The 21,851-nt window shown below is 66.2% G+C and carries 17 protein-coding genes, 3 pseudogenes and 2 riboswitches; of the genes and pseudogenes, 5 read left to right on the forward strand and 15 right to left on the reverse strand.

What is annotated here, in order from left to right; genetic code table 11:
* Window positions 1-158: 158 nt before the first annotated feature.
* Complete coding sequence (locus B6S01_RS16775) at window positions 159-365, forward strand: hypothetical protein (RefSeq protein WP_037463473.1); 207 nt, start codon at window positions 159-161, stop codon at window positions 363-365.
* Window positions 366-372: 7 nt separating this feature from the next.
* On the opposite strand, the gene cobF is transcribed toward B6S01_RS16775, so the two are convergent.
* The 5 genes and pseudogenes from cobF to cbiE form a co-directional block, all read right to left on the reverse strand.
* Window positions 373-1,134 carry a precorrin-6A synthase (deacetylating) gene (cobF, locus tag B6S01_RS16780; protein WP_037463475.1) on the reverse strand — a complete coding sequence of 254 codons (762 nt, stop codon included), beginning with the start codon at window positions 1,132-1,134 and terminating at the stop codon, window positions 373-375.
* Window positions 1,131-2,438, reverse strand: coding sequence for a cobyrinate a,c-diamide synthase (locus B6S01_RS16785; protein WP_037463477.1), 1,308 nt, complete (start codon window positions 2,436-2,438; stop codon window positions 1,131-1,133). Before B6S01_RS16785 ends, cobF begins: the two co-directional genes overlap by 4 nt.
* The gene (gene cobM, locus B6S01_RS16790) at window positions 2,435-3,220 is read right to left on the reverse strand and encodes a precorrin-4 C(11)-methyltransferase (protein WP_037463479.1); all 786 of its coding nucleotides are present in this window, start codon (window positions 3,218-3,220) and stop codon (window positions 2,435-2,437) included. The genes B6S01_RS16785 and cobM overlap by 4 nt, the downstream gene beginning before the upstream one ends.
* Window positions 3,217-3,573, reverse strand: a complete 357-nt coding sequence (locus tag B6S01_RS16795) for a cobalamin biosynthesis protein (protein WP_037463483.1) — start codon at window positions 3,571-3,573, stop codon at window positions 3,217-3,219. The genes cobM and B6S01_RS16795 overlap by 4 nt, the downstream gene beginning before the upstream one ends.
* A pseudogene (cbiE, locus tag B6S01_RS16800) lies at window positions 3,570-4,771 on the reverse strand (precorrin-6y C5,15-methyltransferase (decarboxylating) subunit CbiE). The gene B6S01_RS16795 and the pseudogene cbiE overlap by 4 nt, the downstream one beginning before the upstream one ends.
* Here cbiE and B6S01_RS16805 point away from each other — a divergent pair.
* On the forward strand, window positions 4,770-5,519 hold the full coding sequence (locus tag B6S01_RS16805; RefSeq protein ID WP_062793060.1) for a cobalt-precorrin-6A reductase: 750 nt from the start codon (window positions 4,770-4,772) through the stop codon (window positions 5,517-5,519). The pseudogene cbiE and the gene B6S01_RS16805 sit on opposite strands and share 2 nt — an antisense overlap.
* On the opposite strand, the gene cobJ is transcribed toward B6S01_RS16805, so the two are convergent.
* From cobJ to B6S01_RS16825, 4 genes are read right to left on the reverse strand one after another with little or no spacing between them, the layout of a single operon-like run.
* Window positions 5,495-6,244 (reverse strand): precorrin-3B C(17)-methyltransferase, encoded by a 750-nt coding sequence (gene cobJ, locus B6S01_RS16810; protein ID WP_037463487.1) that lies wholly within the window; start codon window positions 6,242-6,244, stop codon window positions 5,495-5,497. The genes B6S01_RS16805 and cobJ overlap by 25 nt on opposite strands.
* A complete protein-coding gene (cobI, locus tag B6S01_RS16815) occupies window positions 6,241-6,963 on the reverse strand; it encodes a precorrin-2 C(20)-methyltransferase (protein ID WP_037463489.1) in 723 nt (240 codons plus the stop codon). The genes cobJ and cobI overlap by 4 nt, the downstream gene beginning before the upstream one ends.
* Window positions 6,960-7,589, reverse strand: a complete 630-nt coding sequence (locus tag B6S01_RS16820) for a precorrin-8X methylmutase (protein WP_037463490.1) — start codon at window positions 7,587-7,589, stop codon at window positions 6,960-6,962. The genes cobI and B6S01_RS16820 overlap by 4 nt, the downstream gene beginning before the upstream one ends.
* The gene (locus tag B6S01_RS16825; RefSeq protein WP_037463612.1) at window positions 7,589-8,638 is read right to left on the reverse strand and encodes a cobalamin biosynthesis protein CobG; all 1,050 of its coding nucleotides are present in this window, start codon (window positions 8,636-8,638) and stop codon (window positions 7,589-7,591) included. Before B6S01_RS16825 ends, B6S01_RS16820 begins: the two co-directional genes overlap by 1 nt.
* Before the next feature lie 207 nt (window positions 8,639-8,845).
* A riboswitch (cobalamin riboswitch) is annotated at window positions 8,846-9,072 on the reverse strand.
* Window positions 9,073-9,199: 127 nt separating this feature from the next.
* Here B6S01_RS16825 and B6S01_RS16830 point away from each other — a divergent pair.
* Window positions 9,200-10,069, forward strand: coding sequence for an alpha/beta fold hydrolase (locus tag B6S01_RS16830; RefSeq protein WP_037463491.1), 870 nt, complete (start codon window positions 9,200-9,202; stop codon window positions 10,067-10,069).
* A 103-nt stretch (window positions 10,070-10,172) separates the two neighbouring features.
* Here the strand turns inward: B6S01_RS16830 and bluB are convergent, their stop codons facing one another.
* The 5 genes and pseudogenes from bluB to B6S01_RS16855 all read right to left on the reverse strand — a co-directional run bounded on the left by bluB (window position 10,173) and on the right by B6S01_RS16855 (window position 17,222).
* Complete coding sequence (gene bluB, locus B6S01_RS16835) at window positions 10,173-10,742, reverse strand: 5,6-dimethylbenzimidazole synthase (protein WP_037463614.1); 570 nt, start codon at window positions 10,740-10,742, stop codon at window positions 10,173-10,175.
* Window positions 10,743-10,812: 70 nt separating this feature from the next.
* The gene (cobO, locus tag B6S01_RS16840; RefSeq protein WP_037463492.1) at window positions 10,813-11,418 is read right to left on the reverse strand and encodes a cob(I)yrinic acid a,c-diamide adenosyltransferase; all 606 of its coding nucleotides are present in this window, start codon (window positions 11,416-11,418) and stop codon (window positions 10,813-10,815) included.
* Window positions 11,415-15,136: pseudogene (cobN, locus tag B6S01_RS16845) on the reverse strand (cobaltochelatase subunit CobN). The gene cobO and the pseudogene cobN overlap by 4 nt, the downstream one beginning before the upstream one ends.
* Window positions 15,136-16,176, reverse strand: a complete 1,041-nt coding sequence (gene cobW, locus B6S01_RS16850; RefSeq protein ID WP_037463494.1) for a cobalamin biosynthesis protein CobW — start codon at window positions 16,174-16,176, stop codon at window positions 15,136-15,138. The pseudogene cobN and the gene cobW overlap by 1 nt, the downstream one beginning before the upstream one ends.
* Window positions 16,173-17,222, reverse strand: coding sequence for a HoxN/HupN/NixA family nickel/cobalt transporter (locus B6S01_RS16855; RefSeq protein ID WP_037463497.1), 1,050 nt, complete (start codon window positions 17,220-17,222; stop codon window positions 16,173-16,175). The genes cobW and B6S01_RS16855 overlap by 4 nt, the downstream gene beginning before the upstream one ends.
* Before the next feature lie 175 nt (window positions 17,223-17,397).
* Window positions 17,398-17,641, reverse strand: a riboswitch (cobalamin riboswitch).
* Window positions 17,642-17,797: 156 nt separating this feature from the next.
* On the opposite strand from B6S01_RS16855, the gene B6S01_RS16860 reads away from it, so the two are divergent.
* On the forward strand, window positions 17,798-19,219 hold the full coding sequence (locus B6S01_RS16860; RefSeq protein WP_037463500.1) for a porin: 1,422 nt from the start codon (window positions 17,798-17,800) through the stop codon (window positions 19,217-19,219).
* 123 nt (window positions 19,220-19,342) lie between these two features.
* Window positions 19,343-20,125 (forward strand): formate dehydrogenase accessory sulfurtransferase FdhD, encoded by a 783-nt coding sequence (gene fdhD / locus B6S01_RS16865; RefSeq protein WP_037463501.1) that lies wholly within the window; start codon window positions 19,343-19,345, stop codon window positions 20,123-20,125.
* On the opposite strand, the pseudogene B6S01_RS16870 reads toward fdhD, so the two are convergent.
* Window positions 20,111-21,706, reverse strand: a pseudogene (locus B6S01_RS16870) (alpha-glucosidase); the annotation flags it as partial. The gene fdhD and the pseudogene B6S01_RS16870 sit on opposite strands and share 15 nt — an antisense overlap.
* Between the last annotated feature and the right edge of the window lie 145 nt (window positions 21,707-21,851).

The raw sequence follows: 21,851 nt of genomic DNA on the forward strand, positions 1-21,851 counted from the left end.
GCGCCTCGGCGGCAGACCATCGGGCGCGGTGAAGATTCCATTTCCAAAGTGGTTGTGAAAAGCGTAAATTCTGCCCGGTTTTCGTGAGCGGTTCCGTGCCTGGTCGCAGCTGATGCGCTCGGACGGGAAAGCTCGCTTGAGAGCAGGAGAGCATTTTCATGACGCATGCCCTCAATGCACAGGAATGTCTGGAACGCGCGCGGATGCATGAACAGCTTGCGGCAACGACCGCCGATGCGTCGGCGCGGATGATGCACCAGGCCATGGCCGCCGAATTCCGCCGTCGCGCGGCGATGGGCGGGATGGACATGACGCGTCAGGTGGTGAACAAACCGATCATCGAACTCTGCCCGCCGGTGGCGTGACGGCGTTTCAGGCTGGCGGCGAAAGCGTTTCGCTCAGCCGCATCAGATAGACGTCCATGATCCACCCATGACGCTCGCGCAGCAGCGCGCGGCGCTCGATTATGTCAGGCCCCACCGTCTCCAGCGGACCGTGGGCAAGCGCCTGATGCTCCATCCCCAGATATGCGCCCCACCAGATGTCGATCCCTTCGGCAGCCAATGTCTGGAACGCGCAATGCCCGTCCAGCATAACGACAATGTCACGCACGCCCTTGGGCCAGCCCTTCTCGCGCAATTGCCTGCCCGTCGTGATCAGCACCGGGTCGGCCAGGCGGTTGAGGCAGATGCCGTGCGCGGCGGTCAGCGCCTGGATGCTCGTTATCCCCGGAACGACGCTGACCTCGACGGCAGGTCCCAGCCGCTGTGCGATCCGCAGGCTGCTGTCATAAAGCGAAGGGTCGCCCCACACGAGAAGCGCCAGCGTACCGCCATCCGGCAAATGAAGCGCGATTTGCTCCATCCAGATCGCGGCAATGGCGTCATGCCAATCGACCACTGCTTCTAGATAGGCGGGCTGATCCGCGCGCTTGGGCATGTCGAATTCAACGATGCGCGTCTCGCCCGTCAGCACATCGGCGCAGATCGTCCGGCGCAGGTCGATCAGGTCGGATTTCGCATCCCCCTTGCGCGGCAGCAGGATCAGGTCCGCCTCGTTCATCGCCCGAATGGCGGCGCGGGTCAGATGATCGGAGTTGCCCGTGCCGATGCCGATCAGCGACAGCGCGATCATGCCGCACCCGCGACGAGGTGGAAGAAGCTGCCTGTCACCAGCCCCCGGCGCGATCCCGTGGAGGCGACGGCGTCTCCTGCCGCGTCCGTCACATGGGCGAGCGGCTGATCGGGCTGTTCGACCACCGTTGAATAATGAAATTCATGACCGCGCAGCTCCGCCCCTTCGTCATAGCCGCCCATCGGGGCCAGCAGCCGCGCACGGCGATAGCCCAAATGCAACCGGCGCTCGGCAAAGCTGCTGACGAGGCCCAGCAGCCCCGCCATTGCGTGCGCCTGTCCCTGCGCGTCGATGATCGCCTGCCCCAGCACCATATAGCCGCCGCACTCGCCATGAACCGGGCGATCCTGTGCGTGACGCCGCAGCCCGTCGATAAAGCGCGTCGCTTGTGCAAGGCGCGGCGCATGCAATTCGGGATAGCCGCCGGGCAGCCAGACGGCGTCCGCATGCGGATCGGGCGCTTCGTCGGCCAGCGGCGAAAAGGGCAGGATTTCCGCGCCCGCCGATCGCCAGCCCGCCAGCATGTGCGCGTAGGTGAAGGAGAAGGCGGCATCCTGCGCCAGGGCGACGCGTTGTCCCGGCGGCCGCCACCCCGTGCCAGGCGATGCAGCGCTGGGAAGGGCGCCCGCGCATGCCGGCAGCGCGGACAGGTCCACATGCGCCTCCACCACATCGGCAATGGCATCGATCATCTCGTCCGCGCGTTCCTGCTCGCCCGCCTGCACCAGACCCAGATGACGCTCCGGCAGCGCCAGCGCGGCGGAACGGGGAACCGCGCCCAGCACGGGCAGCGCTATCTGCTCCATCGCGCGGCGGATCATGGCGTCATGACGGGGACTGGCGACGCGATTGAGGATGACGCCCGCGACGCGCAGGTCAGGCCGCATGGTGCGAAAGCCATGCGCCAGCGCCGCCGCCGACTGGCTCTGCCCCGACACGTCTATGACCAGGATGACCGGCCATCCCAGCGCGGCGGCTATATCGGCGCTGCTGCCATTGCCGCTTGCGCCCGTCGCCGCTGCGCCGTCGAACAGCCCCATCACCCCTTCGGCAAGCGCCAGATCGGCGGTCTTGGCTTGCGCGGCGAGGTTCCGGATCATCGCTTCATCCATCGCCCAGCTATCGAGGTTGAAGGCCGCCCGCCCGCTCGCCAGCCGATGATAGGCGGTGTCGATATAGTCTGGCCCACATTTATAGGGCTGCACCCGCACGCCCCGTCGCGCCAGCGCGCGCAGCAGGCCCAGTGTGATGACCGTCTTGCCCGATCCTGACCGGGGTGCGGCGACAAGGATTCCCGGCGTCATTCTTCCGGCCCGGCGAAGCGCGACTGCGTGGACGCGGGGCGGTAACGCCGGTCATAACCGGGCGCGTAAAGCTGGCTTTCGGCAAAATCCCCGTCGCCCAGCACCGGGCCGACGAGTATCAACGCCGTGCGCTCCGGCCCATCCTTTGCCTGCGCCGCGATCGTCGATAGCGTGCCCCGTTCGATCCGCTCGTCCGGCCAGCTTGCGCGCCAGATGATCGCAGCGGGACAATCGGGACCGTAAAGCGGCGACAGGTCGGCCACGACCTGCTCGATATTGTGGATCGACAGATGGATGGCCAGCGTCGCGCCGGTAGCGCCAAAAGCCGCCAATGTTTCGCCCGGCGGCATCGCGCTCGCCCGCCCTGGCGTGCGGGTGAGGACAAGCGATTGGCCCATGCCCGGCAGCGTCAGCTCCGTCCCCAGCGCCGCCGCCGCCGCCGCAAAGGATGGCACCCCCGGCGTCACCGTATAGCCGATCCCCAGCGCTTCCAGCCGCCGGATCTGCTCGCCCATCGCCGACCAGACCGACAGGTCGCCCGAATGAAGCCGCGCGACATCCTGCCCCGTGGCGTCCGCCTCCGCGATAATGGCGATGATCTCGTCCAGCGTCAGCGGCGCGCTGTTCACGATGCGCGCGCCAGGCGGGCAATGATCCAGCACCGCGCGCGGCACCAATGATCCAGCGTAGAGGCAGACAGGCGATGCGGCGATCAGGTCGCGCCCCCGCAGGGTCAGCAGGTCGGGCGCGCCCGGTCCCGCGCCGATGAAATGAACGGTCATGCCAAAATCCCCTCGGCCAGCGCGCAGGTCGCCCGCCCATCGGATGAAATGATGCGTGCCGCGATCAGCCGCGCGCCACGGCCCGCAGCGGTGAGCGCAACCGCTTCGGCAACGCTGCCGGTTCCGTAGGCTATCAGGCTGGCGGCGGATTGCGTGGGCGTCGCGACGCCTCTTATCGCGGCAGGATCTATCAGGATCAGCGGCAGCGCCAATGCATTGGCGAGCGGTTCGACCAATCGCGCCTTGTGGGTCAGCGTCGCGAGCGCCGACACGGTCCGGCCATGCGCTGCCAGCGCCGCCCGCATCGCCGCATCATCCGCCCCGCTACGGCATCCAAAGCCTGCCACGATCATAGCGTCACGCTCCACTGGACCAGCGGATAGGCAGCCTTCCATCCGCGCCGCCGCCCTATCGGCGCGACGCTCGCCATCTCGATCCGCAGCAACTCGCCGCCCATCCGCGCGTGGAACTGCGCCAGCAGCGCCTCGGACTCCAGCGTCACCGCATTGGCGACCAGCCGGGTCCGCCCGCCCGGCAGGCGCAGGATCGCATCCAGCAACCCCTCGCTCAAACCCCCGCCGATGAAGATGGCGTCTGGACGCATGCGGTCTTCCAGCACGGCGGGCGCACGCCCTTCGACCACGCACAACCGATCAGCCCCCAGCCGCGCAGCATTGGTGCGGACGCGCGCGGCGCGTAGGGGATCAGCCTCGAAAGCGACGGCCTGGGTCGAAGGATGGCTTAGCAACCATTCGATCCCGACCGATCCCGACCCAGCGCCGATATCCCACAAAATCTCCCCCGGACGCGGGGCGAGCGCGGACAGGGTCAGCGCGCGCACCGGCCGTTTCGTGATCTGGCCATCATGTTCGAACCAGCTGTCGGCCATGCCGCTGGCGCGTGGCATTACCGCGCCGTCGCCTGCCATCTCGATCCCCACCGCCACAGGATGTGCGATGTCATCCAGTTCAAAGCCTTCGGCGCGCACCGCCCTGATCCGCTCGCGCGGCCCGCCTAGTGCCTCCATCACATGCAGCGACGATGCACCGAAACCGGACTCCTCCAGATAGGCGGCCAGATCCCACACTGCCTTTCCGTCCCTCATCAGAAGGATCGCCCGCTGACCGGGCGCAAGGTCTTGCCTCAATCGGGCCATGGGCGCGGCATGCAGGCCATGGCAGGCGACATGCTGCAACGCCCAGCCCAACCGCGCTGCGGCGATCGAGAAGGTGGACGGGGCCGGGTGGGCGATCCACTCGCCCGGCGCAAGATGCCGGGTGATGCTCGCCCCCGCGCCGAACCAGAAGGGATCGCCCGACGCCAGCAGCACCACCGGCTCCCCGCGCCGGGCGAGCAGCGGGGCGACGCCATCATCGAAGGGTGCTGGCCACGCCAGATGTTCGGCCTTAAGGGGGGCAGCAACGCCAGCTGGCGCGGCGCGCCGGTGACGATGCGCGCATGATCCAGCGCGGCGCGTGCGGCGCTGGACAGGCCGTCGGCTCCATCCTCGCCAATGCCGATGATCGTCAGCCAGGGACCGTCAACCGCCATGCGCAACATCCTGATCCTTGGCGGCACCACGCAAGCGAGCGCGCTTGCCAAGACATTGGCCGAGCGGGGCGAGCGCGCGGTGCTGAGCTATGCCGGGCGCACCGACAACCCGCGCGCCCAACCGGTTCCTGTGCGTGTCGGCGGCTTTGGCGGCGTCGCTGGCCTTGCCGCCTATCTGGCGCGCGAGGGCGTCACGCATCTCATCGACGCGACCCACCCCTTCGCCGCCACCATGAGCGCCCATGCGGTGGACGCCGCGCGACTGGCGAACGTCCCCCATGCCATGCTGACCCGCCCCGCATGGCAAGCGGGGGAGGGCGACCGCTGGAGCCATGTCCGCGACATTGCGGGCGCCGTGCAGGCGCTGGAGGGGCCGCCCCGTCGCGTCATGCTGGCGCTTGGCCGGATGCATGTCGCGGCCTTTGCCGCCCAGCCGCAGCATCATTATCTGCTGCGCTTCGTCGATGCGCCGAACGCACCGCCGGCGCTGCCCAGTCACCATCTGGTCGTTGATCGCGGCCCCTTCACGCTGGAGGGCGATCTTGCACTGATGCGCGCGCACGGCATCGATCTGATCGTCGCGAAAAATGCCGGTGGAGACGGCGCGCGGGCAAAGCTGGACGCCGCGCGCGCGCTGGGCCTGCCGGTCGTCATGATCGACCGCCCGCCGCTGCCGCACGCGCATGTGCTGGAGCAGGTGGGTGACGTGCTGGCGTGGATCGGTCATGCCGCCCAACGCGGGGTGTAGAGAATTGGGGAGCCTGATCGTTCGATCAGGCGCGTGCGGCTTGACCCGACAATGACCATGGTGCGCATGTCGGCCATGTCCGGGGCAGCGTCCTCCAGCCGCACGACGCGCAATTCCTCGTCATCCGTCGATACGGCGCGCGCGAACAGGATCAGCCGGTCAGGCCCGCATTCCTGGCGCAATATGTCCAGCGTGCGGGCAAAACCCTCTGGCCGGGCCCTGGACCGGGGATTGTAGAATGCCATGGCGAAATCCGCCTGCGCCGCCAGCCGCAGCCGCCGTTCGATCATCGCCCAGGGCTTCAGATTGTCCGACAGGTTAATGGCGCAAAAATCATGGCCCAGCGGCGCGCCAGCCCGCGCGGCGGCGGCCAGCATGGCGGTGATGCCGGGCAGGACGCGAATGTCGATGCAGCGCCACGCCTGCGGCCCAGCCTCCAGCGCCTCGAACAGGGCCGACGCCATGGCGAACACGCCCGGATCGCCCGATGACGCGACGACCACCCGCTTTCCCGCCGCCGCCAGTTCCAGCGCATGCGCCGCGCGTTCCAGCTCGACCCTGTTGTCGGACGCATGACGGGTCAGGCCATCGCGATCCGGCACGCGGGCGACATAGGGGATATAGCCGACCAGATCGGTGGCTTGACCCAGCGCCTCCGTCACTTCGGGCGTGACCAGCGCGTCCGCGCCCGGCCCCAGTCCCGCCACCGCGACCCATCCACTCATGGCCGCCGCCCCTGTCCATGGACCAGCAGGATCGAAAAATAGCCGGTTACCGCCTGCGCCTGCGCCAGCGGCGTGATCTTCTGGTCGGCCATGGTCGCATATTCGACCAGCCATGCGCAGTCCTGCTTTCCCGCCGCCTCCACCGCGCGGCGCAGCTTGGGCAGGTTGCGGCCGATCTTCATGACGACCAGCGCGTTGGTGTCGTGGATGCGCCGGCTCAGTTCCTCTTCGGGCAGCGTCGCCATCAGCACGGTCAGCACATCGTCGCCCCAGCTGATCGGCGTTCCGCTGGCGGTCCAGGCGCCAGACATGCCGGTGATGCCCGGCACAATCCGCACCGGCGTCAGCGGGGCCAGGCGGCTGTGCAGGTGCATGAAGCTGCCGTAGAAAAACGGATCGCCCTCGCACAGAACGACCACATCCTCTCCCGCGGCGGCAAGGGCATGGAGATGCGCGGTGCAATCGGCGTAGAATGCCGACAGCATCTCATTATAGCGTGGATCGCTGACCGGGATTTCGGTCGTCACCGGATATTCCATCGGAAATTCGATGGCGTCGGGGCTGATCAGGCCATCGACGATGCGCCGGGCATGGCCGTGACGGCCGGGCTTGCGGAAATAGGCGATGTGGCGCGCTGTGCGTATCAGCCGGTCGGCGCGCACGCTCATCAGGTCCTGCGCGCCGGGGCCAAGGCCCACGCCATGAATGACGCCGCTCATTCTGCGGCGCTCGCCAGCGCGTTGACGGCGGCGACGGTGATCGCGCTGCCGCCCAACCGGCCTTCGACGATGCAGCAGGGCACCGGCTGCGCCTTCCACAAGGCGTCCTTGGACTCCGCTGCGCCGACGAAACCGACCGGGCAGCCGATGATGGCCGCAGGGCGGGGGCAGGCCGGATCCTCCAGCATGTTGAGCAGATGAAAGAGCGCTGTCGGCGCATTGCCGATGGCGACGACCGCGCCCGCCAGATGGGGCCGCCACAGTTCCAGCGCGGCGGCCGACCGGGTGTTGGCCATGTATCGCGCCCGTTCGGGCACGGTCGCGTCGTGCAGCGTGCAAAGGACCGGATTGGCGGCGGGCAGGCGGGCGCGGGTGATCCCTTCCGACACCATGCGCGCGTCGCACAGGATCGGCGCGCCTTTTTGGAGCGCGGCGACGGCCGTGAGCGCAAAGCCGGGCGAAAATCGGATATGCGGGGACAGGCCGACCATGCCCGCCGCATGGATCATCCGTACAGCCACACGTTCCTCTGCGCGGGAAAAGCGGCCAAGCTCCGCCTCCTCACGGATCATGCGGAAGGACTGGCGATAGATTTCCGCCCCGTCGGTTTCATAGACATGCGGCATCATTCGGCTCCGAAAAGGGCGAGTATCTGGGTAGGGGACAGGTCGGTGCGTTCGGGCTGGCCGCCCGCGCGGGCGTTCCGCGCAAGGTCGAAGCGGCCATCGCGTCCCGTCAGCACGACCGCAGCCTGCTTCGGCCGCGCGCAGCCCTTGGCGCATCCCGATATGTGCAGCCCCCCAACATGGGGCGCGAGCCGGGCGGCAAGGTCGCGCGTGACGACGCTCGCCTGCGGGCAGGCTGGCGCGCCGGGGCAGGCGTCCACGCCGATGCGCGGGTCAGCCGGATCATCGGATCGCGCGCTGCTGCCCTCCACTATCAGGCCACGCCACGGGGTCAGGCGGATCGCGCGGGTCTCGTCATCCATCGCCGCCAGCAGCGCCTCCGCCTCGATCCGGCCAAAGGGCGCGGCATGGTAGCGCCCCGGCACGGCGGCCAGGCAGTCGGCGCGCGAACGTGGCGGGGCGGGGGCCTCGGATGGCGTGACGGGAGGCGGTGTGTCGTGCCGCGCCATCCGCCCGGCGATCGCGCCCCCGCTGGCGATGAACCATTGTGCAAGCGCAATGATTTCACTGACGGCCTCGCTCACGTTCATCGGCACGCCTCGCTCGCGTCCGTCGCCGCGCAGGATCAGGCCGCCGTTCATCCCCCGTTCGATCCGAAAATCGGCGGGGGCGTCGGTCAGCACCGGCGCAGGACCGGCATCGACGGCAAAGCCGATCTTTCCGGGCATGTCCGGCAATTCACCGGCGCGCGCGATCAGTTCGCTTGTGATGCTGTCCGTCGCGTCGCCGGGCGTCCAGTCGGGATTGACGATCAGCGGCGCGGCCATGTCCCCGTTGCGCCTTGCCAGCCCCAGCGCGACCAGCCTCTCCATCAGCGCGTCATGCTCATCCGCGCGCACGCCCCTTATTTGCAGCGCCGCGCGATTGGTGACGTCGATATGCCCATTGCCATGGCGCAGCGCCGCATCGCACAGACCTTCCGCCTGCGCCCTGCTCAAGCGCCCGAGCAATGGCCGCACCCTTACCAACAGCCCGTCGCCCGCCATCATCGGCCGCCACGCGGTGGGGCACCAACCGCGCACGGCGGCTGCGCCTTGCGCCTGCTCCTGCATTCCGTCCTCCACGCCCGCGCCACGACAAACGGCCGGGACGCGCGCCAGGCGAACGACGGGCGCACGCCAGCGCGGCCAGGACCGCACCCAAAATTCGTCGCTCAAACGGAGAACCGAGCCGTGACCATCCCCTGGATCATGGCAAGAGCGACCTTTGCTCCGGCAGGTCTCCTGGCTTGCGGGTCATAGCGTTGGCATGGGCCTTCCCGGATCGCTCCAGTGGCTTGACCGTCCCTTGGCAAAGGTCCGGCCTGTCCATGCCTTGCTCGCCGCTCACAGTTGCAGGGACAGCCACGGATTAGGGAGGATAGCCTCCCGCACCGCGTTCCCATTTAAGTCCCTTGCGGGACACCGGCGCGATCGTTGAACCGGGCATGACCCGGCTCGCCGCGCTTCATAGGGCGGATGCAGGCGGAAGGGAAGTGGGCAGCGACGGCTTGCTTGCCCCTGCCATTACCGAAGGCTAATCCCTTCGCAGAATAACAACATGGAGAGAAGATAGTGAGCGATCTCAGCTTCGACGCGACCAGCCGTTTCCTCGAAACCTCCAACGGCCGCCTTCATTATCATGAGGCTGGATCGGGCCCCGCGCTGCTGTTGCTCCATGGTTCTGGTCCCGGCGTGACGGGCTGGGCCAATTTTCAGGGCAATCTGCCGCTCTTCTCCCGGCATTTCCGCACGATCATCCTCGATGCGCCCGGCTATGGCAAAAGCGACCCGGTGGACGGCGATCCGGTTGCGGTGGCCCGCGATGCTGTGGTCGCGCTGATGGATGGCCTGGGCATTGATCGCGCCCACATTCTTGGCAACAGCTATGGCGGCATCGTCGGTGGCCATCTCGCCGCCTCGCATCCGCAGCGCGTGCTGCGCTACATCACCATTGGCGGCATCGGCTTCAACATCACCTCCACCTTCCCCAATGAAGGGCTGACCCGACTGGTCGACTTCATCGAGAATCCTACGCGTGAGAACATCATCGCCTGGCTCGAATCGATGGTTTACGACAAGTCGATCATCACCGACGAACTCATCGACATGCGCTACAAGGCCGCGCTGGAGCCGGTGACGATGGAGAGCAGCCGCAAGATGTACACGCGCGCCGCTCTCGGTTTCATCGCGCAGTCGATGAGCGGGCCGGGCGTGTCGCAGCGGATCGACTATCTGGGCAGGATCGAGGCGCCGACCCTGATCGCATGGGGCCGCGATGACAAGGTGAGCCCGCTCGACGGCGCGTTCCTGCCGATGCGGGTGATCCCCAATGCGGAACTGCATGTGTTCCCCAAATGCGGCCATTGGGCGATGATCGAATGCAAGGATCGGTTCGAAGAACTGGCGCTGGCGTTCTTGCTGGGCGGGCAGGCTGCCTGACGATTTCTCCCCGTTCGCCCTGAGCCTGTCGAAGGGCCTTCTTTTCTTGAAGGGAAGAGAGGGGCTTCGACAAGCTCAGCCCGAACGGTGGTGAGCGCGTGCCCTAACGCCGCACCACCACCGAATGCCAATCCATCCGCTGTTCCCAGCCGCGCCGCTCCAGTTCCGGCGTGTCCTCCTCACTCTCCGGCTTCCCGAGGCATAGCAGGCCCAGGCCTTCCCAACTCGACGGGATGTCCAGCATCGCGTCCACGCCTTCGGGCTCCATGATCGACACCCAACCCATGCCGATGCCGCGCGTCCGCGCCGCCAGCCACAGCGTATGCACCGCCATGACGCAGCTGTAGCGCCGCGCCTCCGGCATAGTGACCGCGCCCAGATGATGGCCCGTTTCCGTCTCGTCATCGCAATAGACGGCGAACAGAACCGGGGCTTCACGCAGCCCATGCAGTTTCAGGCTGCGATAGAGCCTATCCTGATCCCCTTCATAGTCCTTCCCGGCCGCCCGCACCTGCGCATCGACATGCGCCGCAAGCCGTTCCCGCAGTTCCGGCGTTTCGATCCGCACGAACCGCCATGGCTGCGACAGGCCCACCGAAGGCGCGCGATGCGCCATGCTTAGCAGCCATTCGACGTCGCGTTCGTCGATGGGATCGGTGCGGAAATGGCGAATGTCCCGCCGGGCCCTGACCAGCGCCTCGAACTGGGCGCTGTCGATCGGGGTGATGGCGGGCGCGCTCATATCAATATTCGATCCCCGCCTGCGCCTTCACGCCGCTGCGGAAGGGATGCTTGATCAACGTCATTTCCGTCACCAGGTCGGCGGCTTCCATCAATGCTTCGGGCGCGTTGCGGCCAGTGATGATGACATGCTTCATCTCATCGCGATCGGTCACGGCCGCCACCACTTCGTCAACCGGCAGATAGTCGTAGCGCAGGACGATATTAAGCTCATCGGCCAGCACCATAGCATAGGCGGGGTCGGCGATCATCCGCTTTACCTCTTCCCATGCTTCGCGGGCGAGCGCGATGTCGCGGGTCTTGTCCTGCGTATTCCATGTGAAGCCTTCGCCCATGGGCTTGAACGTGACATGATCCCGGAACGCGTCAAACACCGCTTTTTCTCCGGTGGTCATCGCGCCCTTCACGAACTGGACCACGCCTACCTTCTTGCCATGGCCGATGGCGCGCACCACCATGCCCAGCGCGGCGGTGGTCTTGCCCTTTCCCTTGCCGGTGTGGACGATCAACAGGCCCTTTTCCTGCGTCTTGGTGGCCATGATCTTGTCATGGGCGGCCTGTTTCTTCTTCATCTTTTCGGCATGTTGTTCGGGCGTGCGTTCGATCATGGTTGAGCGTCCTTTATTTGAGCGAGGAGCATGGCGGCGCTGTTGGACTTGGGTTTCCACATCCCCCGGTCCAGCGCTTCGATCAGGCGGGCGGCGGTTTCGCGCAGGGCGGCGGGGTTCGCCTCCGCCATGAAGGCGCGGACGGCTTCATCCTCGATGAAGGCGGCGTGGACGGCGTCGAAATGATGGTCGCGCACGGCATGGGTGGTGGCGGCGAAGGCAAAGAGATAATCCACCGACGCGGCGATCTCGAACGCCCCCTTGTAGCCGTGGCGCATCATGCCCGCGATCCATTTGGGATTGGTGACGCGCGCGCGGACGACGCGGCCGATCTCATCTTCCAGCGTGCGGATGACGGGGCGTTCGGGGCGGCTATGATCATTGTGATAGCTGAGCGGCTTCTTGCCGGACAGATGCTCCACCGCCGCCGCGATGCCGCCTTCGAACTGATAATAATCGTCGCTGTCGAGCAGGTCATGCTCGCGATTGTCCTGATTCTGGACCAGCGCGTCGGCCTCCGCCAGCCGCCGTGCAAAGAGGCCGCGCTCGGCGTCCCCCTCCACCCCGCCGCCATAGGCATGGCCGCCCCAGTCGAGATAGACGTTCGCCAGGTCGGCGCGATTGTGCCACAGCCGCTCGTCGATCATCGCCTGAAGCCCCGCGCCATAGGCGCCGGGCCGGGAACCGAAGACGCGGCTTCCCGCACGGCGCTCCGCCGCCTTTCGGGATGCGCCCTCGGCGATCAGGGCGGCGGACTCGGTGCGATGGCGGGCGGCGGCGGGATTGTCCTCTTCCGGTTCATCCAGCGCCATGACGGCGCGCGCGGCGCTGTCGATCAGGTCGATCTGTTCGGGGAAAGCATCCCGGAAGAAACCCGAAACGCGAAAGGTCACGTCAACGCGCGGGCGATTGAGTTTCGCGATCTTCATGACTTCAAAGCCGATGACGCGCCCCGATGCCCAGTCCCAGCGGGGGCGCACACCCATCAACGCCAGCGCCTGCGCAATGTCGTCGCCGCCCGTGCGCATATTGGCCGTGCCCCATGCGGACAGGGCGATGGCGCGGGGATAGTCGCCCTCGCGCTGAAGATAATCCTGCACGATTAGTTCGGCGGATTGCTGGCCCAAGTTCCAGGCGGCGACCGTCGGCACGGCGCGGGTGTCCACGGAATAGAAATTGCGCCCGGTCGGCAGCACATCGGGGCGGCCACGGGTCGGCGCACCGGAAGGGCCGGGCAGGACGAAATGGCCGTCCAGCGCGTTCAGCAGCGCGGCCTTTTCCGCCTCTCCGCAGGCGTCGATGCGGGGGCCTAGATCCTGGGCCATCGTTTGCAGCACGGCTGAACTTCGGGGACCGGGCGCTTCGGCTTCGCCGTCGATCAGGTGAATGGCGTACAGCTCAAGCCGCTCCACCGTGTCGCCGGTCGTCCGCCATGGCGCAGGGTCCAGGGGGCGCAGCGGCGCGGGGCGCGGCCCTGCCCAGGGCGCGCCCATCGTGCAGTCCAGCGGATCAAAGCCCAGCGCCAGATCGTCCGCCAGCGCGCGCAGCAGCGACAGCTGGCCGTCCTGCTCCATGCCCCGTGGACAGCGGGCCAGCGCGATCAACAGGTCACGGCGCAGCGGCCCCTCGGGCGATCGCGTAAAGACATGCAGGCCATCCCTGATCTGCATTTCCTTCAATTCGCACAAATAGTTATCAATCGCTGCTAAGGCATCGTCTCCGCTGCCCTGCGCCCCGGCATCCTTGTCCAGTCCCTGTGATGCGGCCAGCGCCAATATGTCGCGGCGCAGCGTTTCCAGACGGCGCGGGTCCATCCCCGCCGCCAGATAATATTCATCGACCAGCGCCTCCAGTTCCTTGAGCGGCCCATAGGTTTCGGCGCGGGTCAGCGGCGGGGTCAGATGGTCGATGATACAGGCCCCGATGCGCCGCTTCGCCTGCGTCCCTTCGCCCGGATCATTGACGATAAACGGATAGATTTGCGGAACGGGACCGGCGCAGATTTCGGGAAAGCAATCGGCAGACAGCGCGATGGCCTTGCCCGGCAGCCATTCCAGATTGCCGTGCTTTCCCACATGGATCACGGCATGGGCGCGAAATTCCTGCGCCAGCCAGATGTGGAAGGCCAGATAGCCGTGCGGCGGCGGCAGGGCGGGGTCGTGATAGCTGCTTTTGGGATCGATATTATAGCCGCGAGAGGGCTGGACCGCGACCGCGATCTTGCCAAAGCGATGGACCGGCAGGTGGAATGCCTCGTCCCGCACGAAGGGATCGGACGCCGGATCCCCCAGCGATCGGTCACGGCCTGCCGCGCTGCCTCCGGCAATCGCATGAACGCGGCCTCATATTGCTCAAGCGGCAGCATGACCTCCGCCGCGCGACCGGGGCAGGCATTGGTGACGCCACGGGTCATCACGTCCATCAGCGCAGCGCCGTCACGCGGCGCGTCGCCCGTCACATAGCCCGCGTCCGTCAGCGCGCTCAGGATAGCGGCGGCGCTTTCCGGCGTGTCCAACCCAACGCCGTTGCCGATCCGGCCATCCTTGTTGGGATAGTTGGCAAGGATCAGCGCGATGCGGCGGTCATTGACAGGCGCGCGCCGTAATTTTGCCCATGATGCAGCCAGTTGTGCGGCAAAGTTTACACGGTTCGGCAGAACCTGCGGCACGACGATGCTGCATTCCGTCCGGGCATCGAACCGGGCGGCGGCCTTGAACGCCACCGCGCGCGTGAACAGCCGCCCGTCCACCTCAGGCAGCGCAATGTGCATGGCGAGATCGCGCGGTCCAAGTCCGCGTGCGCTCGCCGCCCACGCGCTCTGCTCCGCGCTGGCGAACAGCGTCTGGAGGATGGGGCAGTCCGCCCGCTCCAGGATGGAAGGCGTGCGCGGTTCGCCCGGCGCCGACGCGGCAAAGGCCGTGGCGTTCAGGATGACATCCGGCTGCGCGGCGTCCATCAGCGTCTGCAAAAAATCCCGGACGAACGGCTCGCGCAGCGCCCGGACATGGACAGGCAGGACGTTCAGCCCCGCCTGCTCCAGCCCATCGATCATCGCGTTCACCGCCTCCAGCGTGCCGGCGATCAACAGGGCGCGGTAGAAGAGGAAGAGGGCGGTGGGCCGACCGGCGACCCAGCCTGCCTTCACCTGATCCAGCATGGGCCGCTCGACGCCCGGCAGATACAGGCCCGCGTCTGCCACCGGGACCGGTGCGTCGGGCATTCCGGCATCGAAGCCCGCTACCTGCGCGGCTGTCTTGAGGAAGGATGTCGCATTGGCAATGCCGCCCTGCCGCAGATAGTCGCGCAGCCGGTCGCATATGTCGGGCGGCAGGGTGGATGCACAGCGCAGGTCGGGATCATCCTCCCGACCATCGGCTATGGCGGCAAAGGCGATGCCCCTTTCCCGCGCAATATTGGCAATTTCGTCAATGCCATAGGGCCAATAGCTCTTACCGCCCAACAGGACCACGCAGACGAATTTGGCGTGGGCAATCACCTTTTCGACATAGAGATCGACCGAATAGGGATGTTTCAGCTGCAACAGGTTCGCCAGACGCACGGTGGGTCCGCCATCTCCCAGCGCCGCGGCGGCGCTGGCGAAACAGGCAAGGTCGCTGTCCGCCACGGTCAGCAGCACGATGTCGCCCGGACTCTGGCCAAGGTCGATCGCTTCATCGCCGTTGGAAACGGCCCCGGGCGTGGCGGTCAGCAGGTGCATCAGGCGGCGACCGGCTGCTGCCTGAGCATGGCCTCGATCGCGGCGCGGTCCATCCCGGCCTGACCGATCACCACCAGGCGGGACGCGCGCTGTTCCTCCGCCTGCCAATGACGATCATAATGATGCTGTATGCGGGGGCCGACTGCCTGGATCAGCAGCCGGGCCGGGCGTCCCGTAACCGCGACGAAGCCCTTGACCCGCAATATGTCATGCGCGGCAATCGCCTGTTCCAGCGCCGCCAGCAGCGGTGCGGGATTGCCCAGTTCGCCAAGGTCCAGGACGAAACTGTCGAAATCCTCATGGTCATGATCCTCCTCATCGTCATGATGCGATGGGCGGGTGTCGATCTGATCCTCCACGCCTGCGTCCAGGCCCAGCAGGACAGCCGGGTCGATTTCCCCGCGCGCGGTGCGCAGGATGCGCACGCCGGGGCGGATCTCGGTCGCCAGAGAGGTTTCCAGCTCCGCCAGCCTGCCGGGTTCGACAAGGTCGGTCTTGTTCAGCAGCACCAGGTCCGCGCAGGCCAGCTGGTCCTCGAACAGCTCCTCGATCGGGCTGTCATGGTCCAGCGTCGGATCGGCCGCACGCGCGGCGGCCAGCGCCTCCTCGTCATGGGCGAAGCGGCCCGCCGCCAGCGCGTCCGCGTCGATCAGGGCGACGACACCGTCCACGGTCGCGCGGGTGCGGATGCCGGGCCATTGGAACGCCTTGACCAGCGGTTTTGGCAGGGCAAGGCCGGACGTTTCGATGATGATGTGATCGGGCGGCACATCCCGGTCCAGCAGCCGCTGCATGGTGGGCAGGAAATCGTCCGCGACGGTGCAGCAGATGCAGCCATTGGCCAGTTCGATGATGTCCTCGTCCGGGCATGCATCGTCGCCGCACCCCTTGACCAGCGCGCCATCGACGCCAACGTCGCCGAACTCGTTGATGATCAGCGCCAGGCGGCGGCCGTCCGCATTTTCGATCAGGTGGCGGATCAGCGTCGTCTTTCCAGCGCCCAGAAAGCCGGTGATGACGGTGGCGGGAACCTTGCTCATATGGATTGTCCTTGTTTGGCGAGGAGCACCTCGATCTCGTCGAAGCGTTTCCAGCGGTAGATGGCCCAGCTCACCAGCCAGCAGGCGGCGAACAGGCCGATGATGAAGAAGCCCAGGCTGTTGAAATGTTCGCCCAGATTGGCGGCGACCGACCATATGCCGCCGGTCAGGCCCAGCTTGTCGCCCAGCAGCGCCGCCGCCTCGATCCCGCCGATGACGATGGCGACCAGCGCGGATACCAGCGTAATGGTGATGTTGTAGTAAAGCTTGCGGATCGGTTTCACGAAGGCCCATTGATACGCCCCCATCATCAGCGCCCCGTCCGCCGTGTCGATCAACGCCATGCCCGCTGCGAACAGCAGGGGAAATATGAGCACCGTCGCGATTGACAGCCCGCTCGCCGCCTGCCCCGCCGACAGGCCAAGGATCGCGACTTCCGTGGCGGTGTCGAATCCCAGTCCGAACAGGAAGCCCAGCGGCGCCATGTGCCAGCTGCGCGTGACGAGGCGGAACAGCGGCTTGAAAATGCGCGCCAGGAAACCGCGATTGCCCAGCAATATGTCCATGTCCTCATCGACATAGGCGCCGCCGCTGCGAACATGGTTGAAGGTCTTGAGAACGGATTTCAGGATGATGAGGTTCATCGCCGCGATGGCGAACAGGAATGTGGCGGAAATGATCGTGGCGATGGTGCCGCCCACTTCGCCTACCGCCTCCACGCGGCTCAGCGCGCTGGCCGCCACGGCGATCAGCACCGCCGCGATCAGGACGATGCCGCTATGCCCGACCGCGAACCACAGGCCGACGGTCAGCGGCCTTTGCCCGTCCTGCATCAGCTTGCGCGTCACATTGTCGATGGCGGCGATATGGTCGGCATCGACCGCATGGCGCATCCCCAGGCTCCAGGCGAGCAGGGCCGTGCCCAGCATCATGGTGTCGTGGGCGAAGATCATCGCGGCCCACAGCCATAGCGCCAGGTTGGCGGCGATCAGGGCGGCGAACATCCACGTGGCGCGGCCACGCAGCGTTGCAAAACTCATGTCCATCGGAGACCAGTCTCCCGTCGGCGTCAGCGAAACTTGACGGGAACCTCCGCATCGCGGCCGACACGGTGCGCCGGACGGACACCCAAACGGCGCCCGGCACGCATGCCGGTGCAGCTCCCGCCGCACGCGTCGCTCAGACGGAAAACCGTGCCCCGGCCATCCCCTGGACCAAAGCAAGAGCGACCAGACGCTGGCAGGTCTCCTGGCTTGCGGGTCATCGCTCGACACATGGCCTTCCCAGGCCTCGCAGGATTTAGCGTCCGGCCCAGTGGCTGACCCCCGATCGTCACGGAAGGTCGATATGCGTCTCGCTCACCGCTTACAGTTGCAGGGACAGCCGCGGATTTGGATGCCTCAAGCACCCGCACCGCATTCCCATTTTAAGCCCCTTGCGGGGCACCGGCGCGATCAATGCCGTGCATAGAGAGCTTGGGGGACAAAGGGAAGCGGGAAGGAATTGAAATAAAAGAGTCATACTTTGGTCATGTATCCGTCATCTAAATGAAATAGCGGCCCGCTGCACAGACACATGAGGGAGTAGCAAGGTGCAGGGTTTAAGGGCGAGTGGCGCGGCGATGATGGTGAGCTTGCTGGCGTTGATGCCCGAAGTGGCGCAGGCGCAGAGCAACGAAGCGTTGCAGCGCCAGATCGACGAACTCAAGGCGCAGGTTCAGATGCTCACGAGCGCGCTTGCCGCAAACAAGGGCGCGGCTCCTGAAACCGCCGCTGCGGCTCCCGCTCCCGTTGCGCCGGCGACACCCGCGCCTGCCACGCTCGCCACCGCCACCGCCCCCGCCCAGCCGCCCGCGGCCGCGCCAGAGGCGGCCTCTGCCCCAGCGCCCAGGTCGAAGGCCTGGTATGATCGGCTGTCGCTGCGCGGCTACACGCAGATGCGCTACAACGCATTCCTGTCCGGGGACGATACGGCGCCCGCTGGCCAGTCCCGCCTGCGGTCGGTCCATGACAGTTCCATATCCGATCGCGGCAGCTTCTCGCTGCGCCGCGCGCGTCTGGTGGTTCAGGGCGATATTTCCGACCGCGTCTCACTCTATCTGCAATCGGATTTCGCGACTGCCGTTAGCAATCAGGCGGGCAGCGAGCGCCGCGAAGGCTTTGGCCAGCTGCGTGACGCCTATGCCGACGTGTTCCTGGACAAGGCCAAGACCTTCCGCCTGCGCCTCGGCCAGTCCAAGGTGCCCTATGGCTGGGAAAATATGCAGTCCTCCTCCAACCGCCTGACGCTCGACCGCAGCGATGGGATCAACAGTGGGGTTCCCGGCGAACGCGATATGGGCGTCATCGCCTATTACACGCCGCCTTCGGTCCAGAAAATCTGGGACCGGCTGGGGGATGACGGGCAAAAGCTGTTCGGGAATTACGGCGCATTTGGCTTTGGCGTTTTCAACGGTCAGGGCATCAACCGGACGGAACAGAATAAGGGCCTGATGAAGGTCGCTTTCGCCACCTGGCCCTTCGAACTCGACGGTCTGGGCGGCGCCTTCGCTGGCCAGGTGTTCGAAATCGGCGGATCGGCGATGATGAACGATTTCCAGCCTGAACTGCGTAGCGGGTCAGTCGGTGGACCCGTTGACGACAACCGCGCCGGCATCCACGCCATGCTCTATCCGCAGCCCTTCGGCATTCAGGCCGAATGGAACTGGGGCAAGGGACCGCAATACGACCCGCTCAGCCTGTCGGTGGAATCGAAAAAGCTCAGCGGCGGCTATGTCCAGATGATGTACCGCGCGCCGACGGAATCGATCGGCTCGCTGATCCCCTATGCCCGCTGGCAACGCTATCGCGGCGGTTGGAAAGGCTCCACCAGCGCACCGCGCCTGGAAACCGACGAAATTGAACTGGGCGTCGAATGGCAGCCGTGGAAGGCGCTGGAAATCACGCTGGCCTACGCCCGCATGAAGCGCGCCGAAGCGGATGAACGCCGCGCCGGGCGCGCGGAAGGCAATCTCATCCGTACGCAGGTGCAGTGGAATTATTGATCGGGAAAGCCGGAACGGCGCGGCGCTTGTTCCGCCGCTCCGTTCCGCTTGGGTGATTTGATGGCACGGGGCATGAACAGGCTGCATATTGCCGCGTGCCTCCCGCCCGCCTAGATCGGTGCCATGCCCTCAAACTTCTCCTTCACCCGGATCGCATCCGGCGGCGCGTTTTCGGCGGAGGAACGGGAACTGGCCGAAGAAGTGCCGGTCGCCATTGAATTTAACGGCGTCGGCTATGCGGTGTTGATGGCGACGCCGGACGCCATTGCCGAACTGGTGCTCGGCTTTGCCCTTTCCGAACGGCTGGTCAGTCCGGCGGACGCGCCCTTCGCCGTCGATGTTCACGCGACCGCCCAGGGGGTCGTCGCCCGCGCGACTCTGCCGCCCGACCGTGTCGAAGGGCTGCTGGGCCGGGTACGCCATCGCGTGTCGGATTCTTCCTGCGGCCTGTGCGGCATCGAAAATCTGGAACAGGCTATCCGCCCGCTGCCGCCCGTCACCACGCAATCGCTGGCGGATCGTTCCGCAATCTTCCGCGCGCTTGCCGCTCTTTCGGGTCATCAGCCGCTCAATGCCCGGACGGGCGCCGTCCATGCGGCCGCGCTGGTCAGCGCCGATGGGTCGATTCGCCTCGTCCATGAAGATGTCGGCCGCCACAATGCGTTCGACAAGCTGATCGGGGGGATGCGGCTGAAAGGGATGGACTGGGACGGTGGCTTTGCGCTGCTGTCATCCCGTTGTTCCTACGAACTGGTGGAAAAGGCGGTGCTGGCCGATTGCCCCTTGCTCGTGACCATTTCCGCCCCGACCCGTCTGGCCGCCGAACGCGCCCAAAGCGCTGGCCTGCCGCTGGTTGTATTGGCGCGGTCGGATGCGATTCTGACGACGACAGTCATTCCCGGATGAAAATCGCGCCATAGGGGGCAACGTGCCGACCGTCGCGCCATTGGTGGCGAACAGGACGGTCCCGTCCACCGCCAGATCTTCGGGCCACCCAACCGGCGCGTCCGACAGGTTGAACAGGCACATTATATTGTCCGCCCCCGCGGTTCGTCGGAACAGCAGCCGGCTTTCATCCGCCAGCAGCACCTCCATGCTGCCGTAACGCAAAGGCGCATTCCCCTTTCGCAGGGCCAGCATCGTCCGGGTAAAGTTCAACAGCGACCCTGCATCGGTCTCCTGTCCATCCACCGCCAGCGCCAGATTATCTTCCCCCACCGGCAGCCAGGGCGCAGCGGTGCTGAACCCCCCTTCGCTGGCCGTCATTTCCCATGGCAAAGGCGTGCGCGCCCCGTCCCGCGACAAGGTGAGCGGCCAGTTCGCGATCGCCTCCGGGTCCTGCAACCGCTCGAACGGGATATCGACCTGGGTGATCCCCAACTCCTCGCCCTGATACAGGATGGCATTGCCGCGCAGCGCCATCAGCAGCGCCATCTTCATCCGCGCGAAGGGCGCGCGATCCTCCGCCTTGCACCATCGCGACAAGGCGCGTGGCGCGTCATGATTTTCAAACGCCCAACTGGGCCAGCCCATGCCCGGTTCATCTGGCCAGCGCGCCGCCGTCTCCGCCACCAGCGCGGGGGTTAGCGCCGGGGCATAGAGGAAGTCGAAGCCATAGGCGCTGTTCAGCCGGTCGTCCCCGGCCGTGTAAGCCTTCATCTCCACCTCGGCGCGGTCGCCCCCGACCTCCGCCATGGTGAAGATCGCGCCATAACGGTCGGCCAGCGCTCGGATGCGCTCGACAAAGCCAACCACATCGGGATGCGACTGATTGTAGCGGCGGATCTGATAGTCGAAGGGGCGGGTGCGGGGCTTGCCCTCGTCGGGTGCCGGCGGATTGTCGCGCAGCAACGGGTCGTGCATCGCATGGTTGAGCGCGTCGAGCCGGAAACCATCGACGCCCCGGTCCAGCCAGAAACGCATGGCGTCCAGCAACGCGTCCTGCACTGCGAGGTTGTGGACGTTGAGCTGCGGCTGGCTGGCAAGGAACTGGTGCATATAATATTGCCGCCGCCGCGCGTCCCAGGTCCAGGCCGGACCGCCGAACACCGACTGCCAGTTGCAGGGCGGCGAACCGTCCGGCTTGGGATCGGCCCATACATACCAGTCCTGCCGCGCATTGGTCCGGCTCTCGCGGCTTTCGCGGAACCAGTCATGCACATCGGAACTGTGGGCATAAACCTGATCAATCGTGACTTTCAGCCCCAACTCATGCGCCCGCGCCACCAGCGCGTCGAAATCCTCGATCGTGCCGAAAATCGGATCGACCCCGCAATAATCGGCGATGTCATAGCCAAAGTCGCGCATGGGTGATGTGAAGAAGGGCGAAATCCAGATCGCGTCGGCGCCCAGTCGGGCGATATGGTCCAGCCGCCGCGTGATCCCGCGCAGGTCGCCGATCCCGTCGCCGTTGGAATCCTGAAAGCTGCGGGGATAGATCTGGTAGATGACGGCGCCCTTCCACCACGGCTGGCCGGAATCGCTCATGCGCTGCTGCTCCCATTTGCTGCGGGTGCAGCATACACATGTCCGCGCCGTCATCTACCGCTTGCGGGCGGCGCGCCCGCGCTTTATCAGCAGGTCCGCGACAGGTTCCCGAGAGGGGACGAGAGCACTGCGCTTTATTGGTTGG

The sequence above is a fragment of the Sphingobium herbicidovorans genome (assembly GCF_002080435.1).
GTDB lineage: Bacteria > Pseudomonadota > Alphaproteobacteria > Sphingomonadales > Sphingomonadaceae > Sphingobium > Sphingobium herbicidovorans.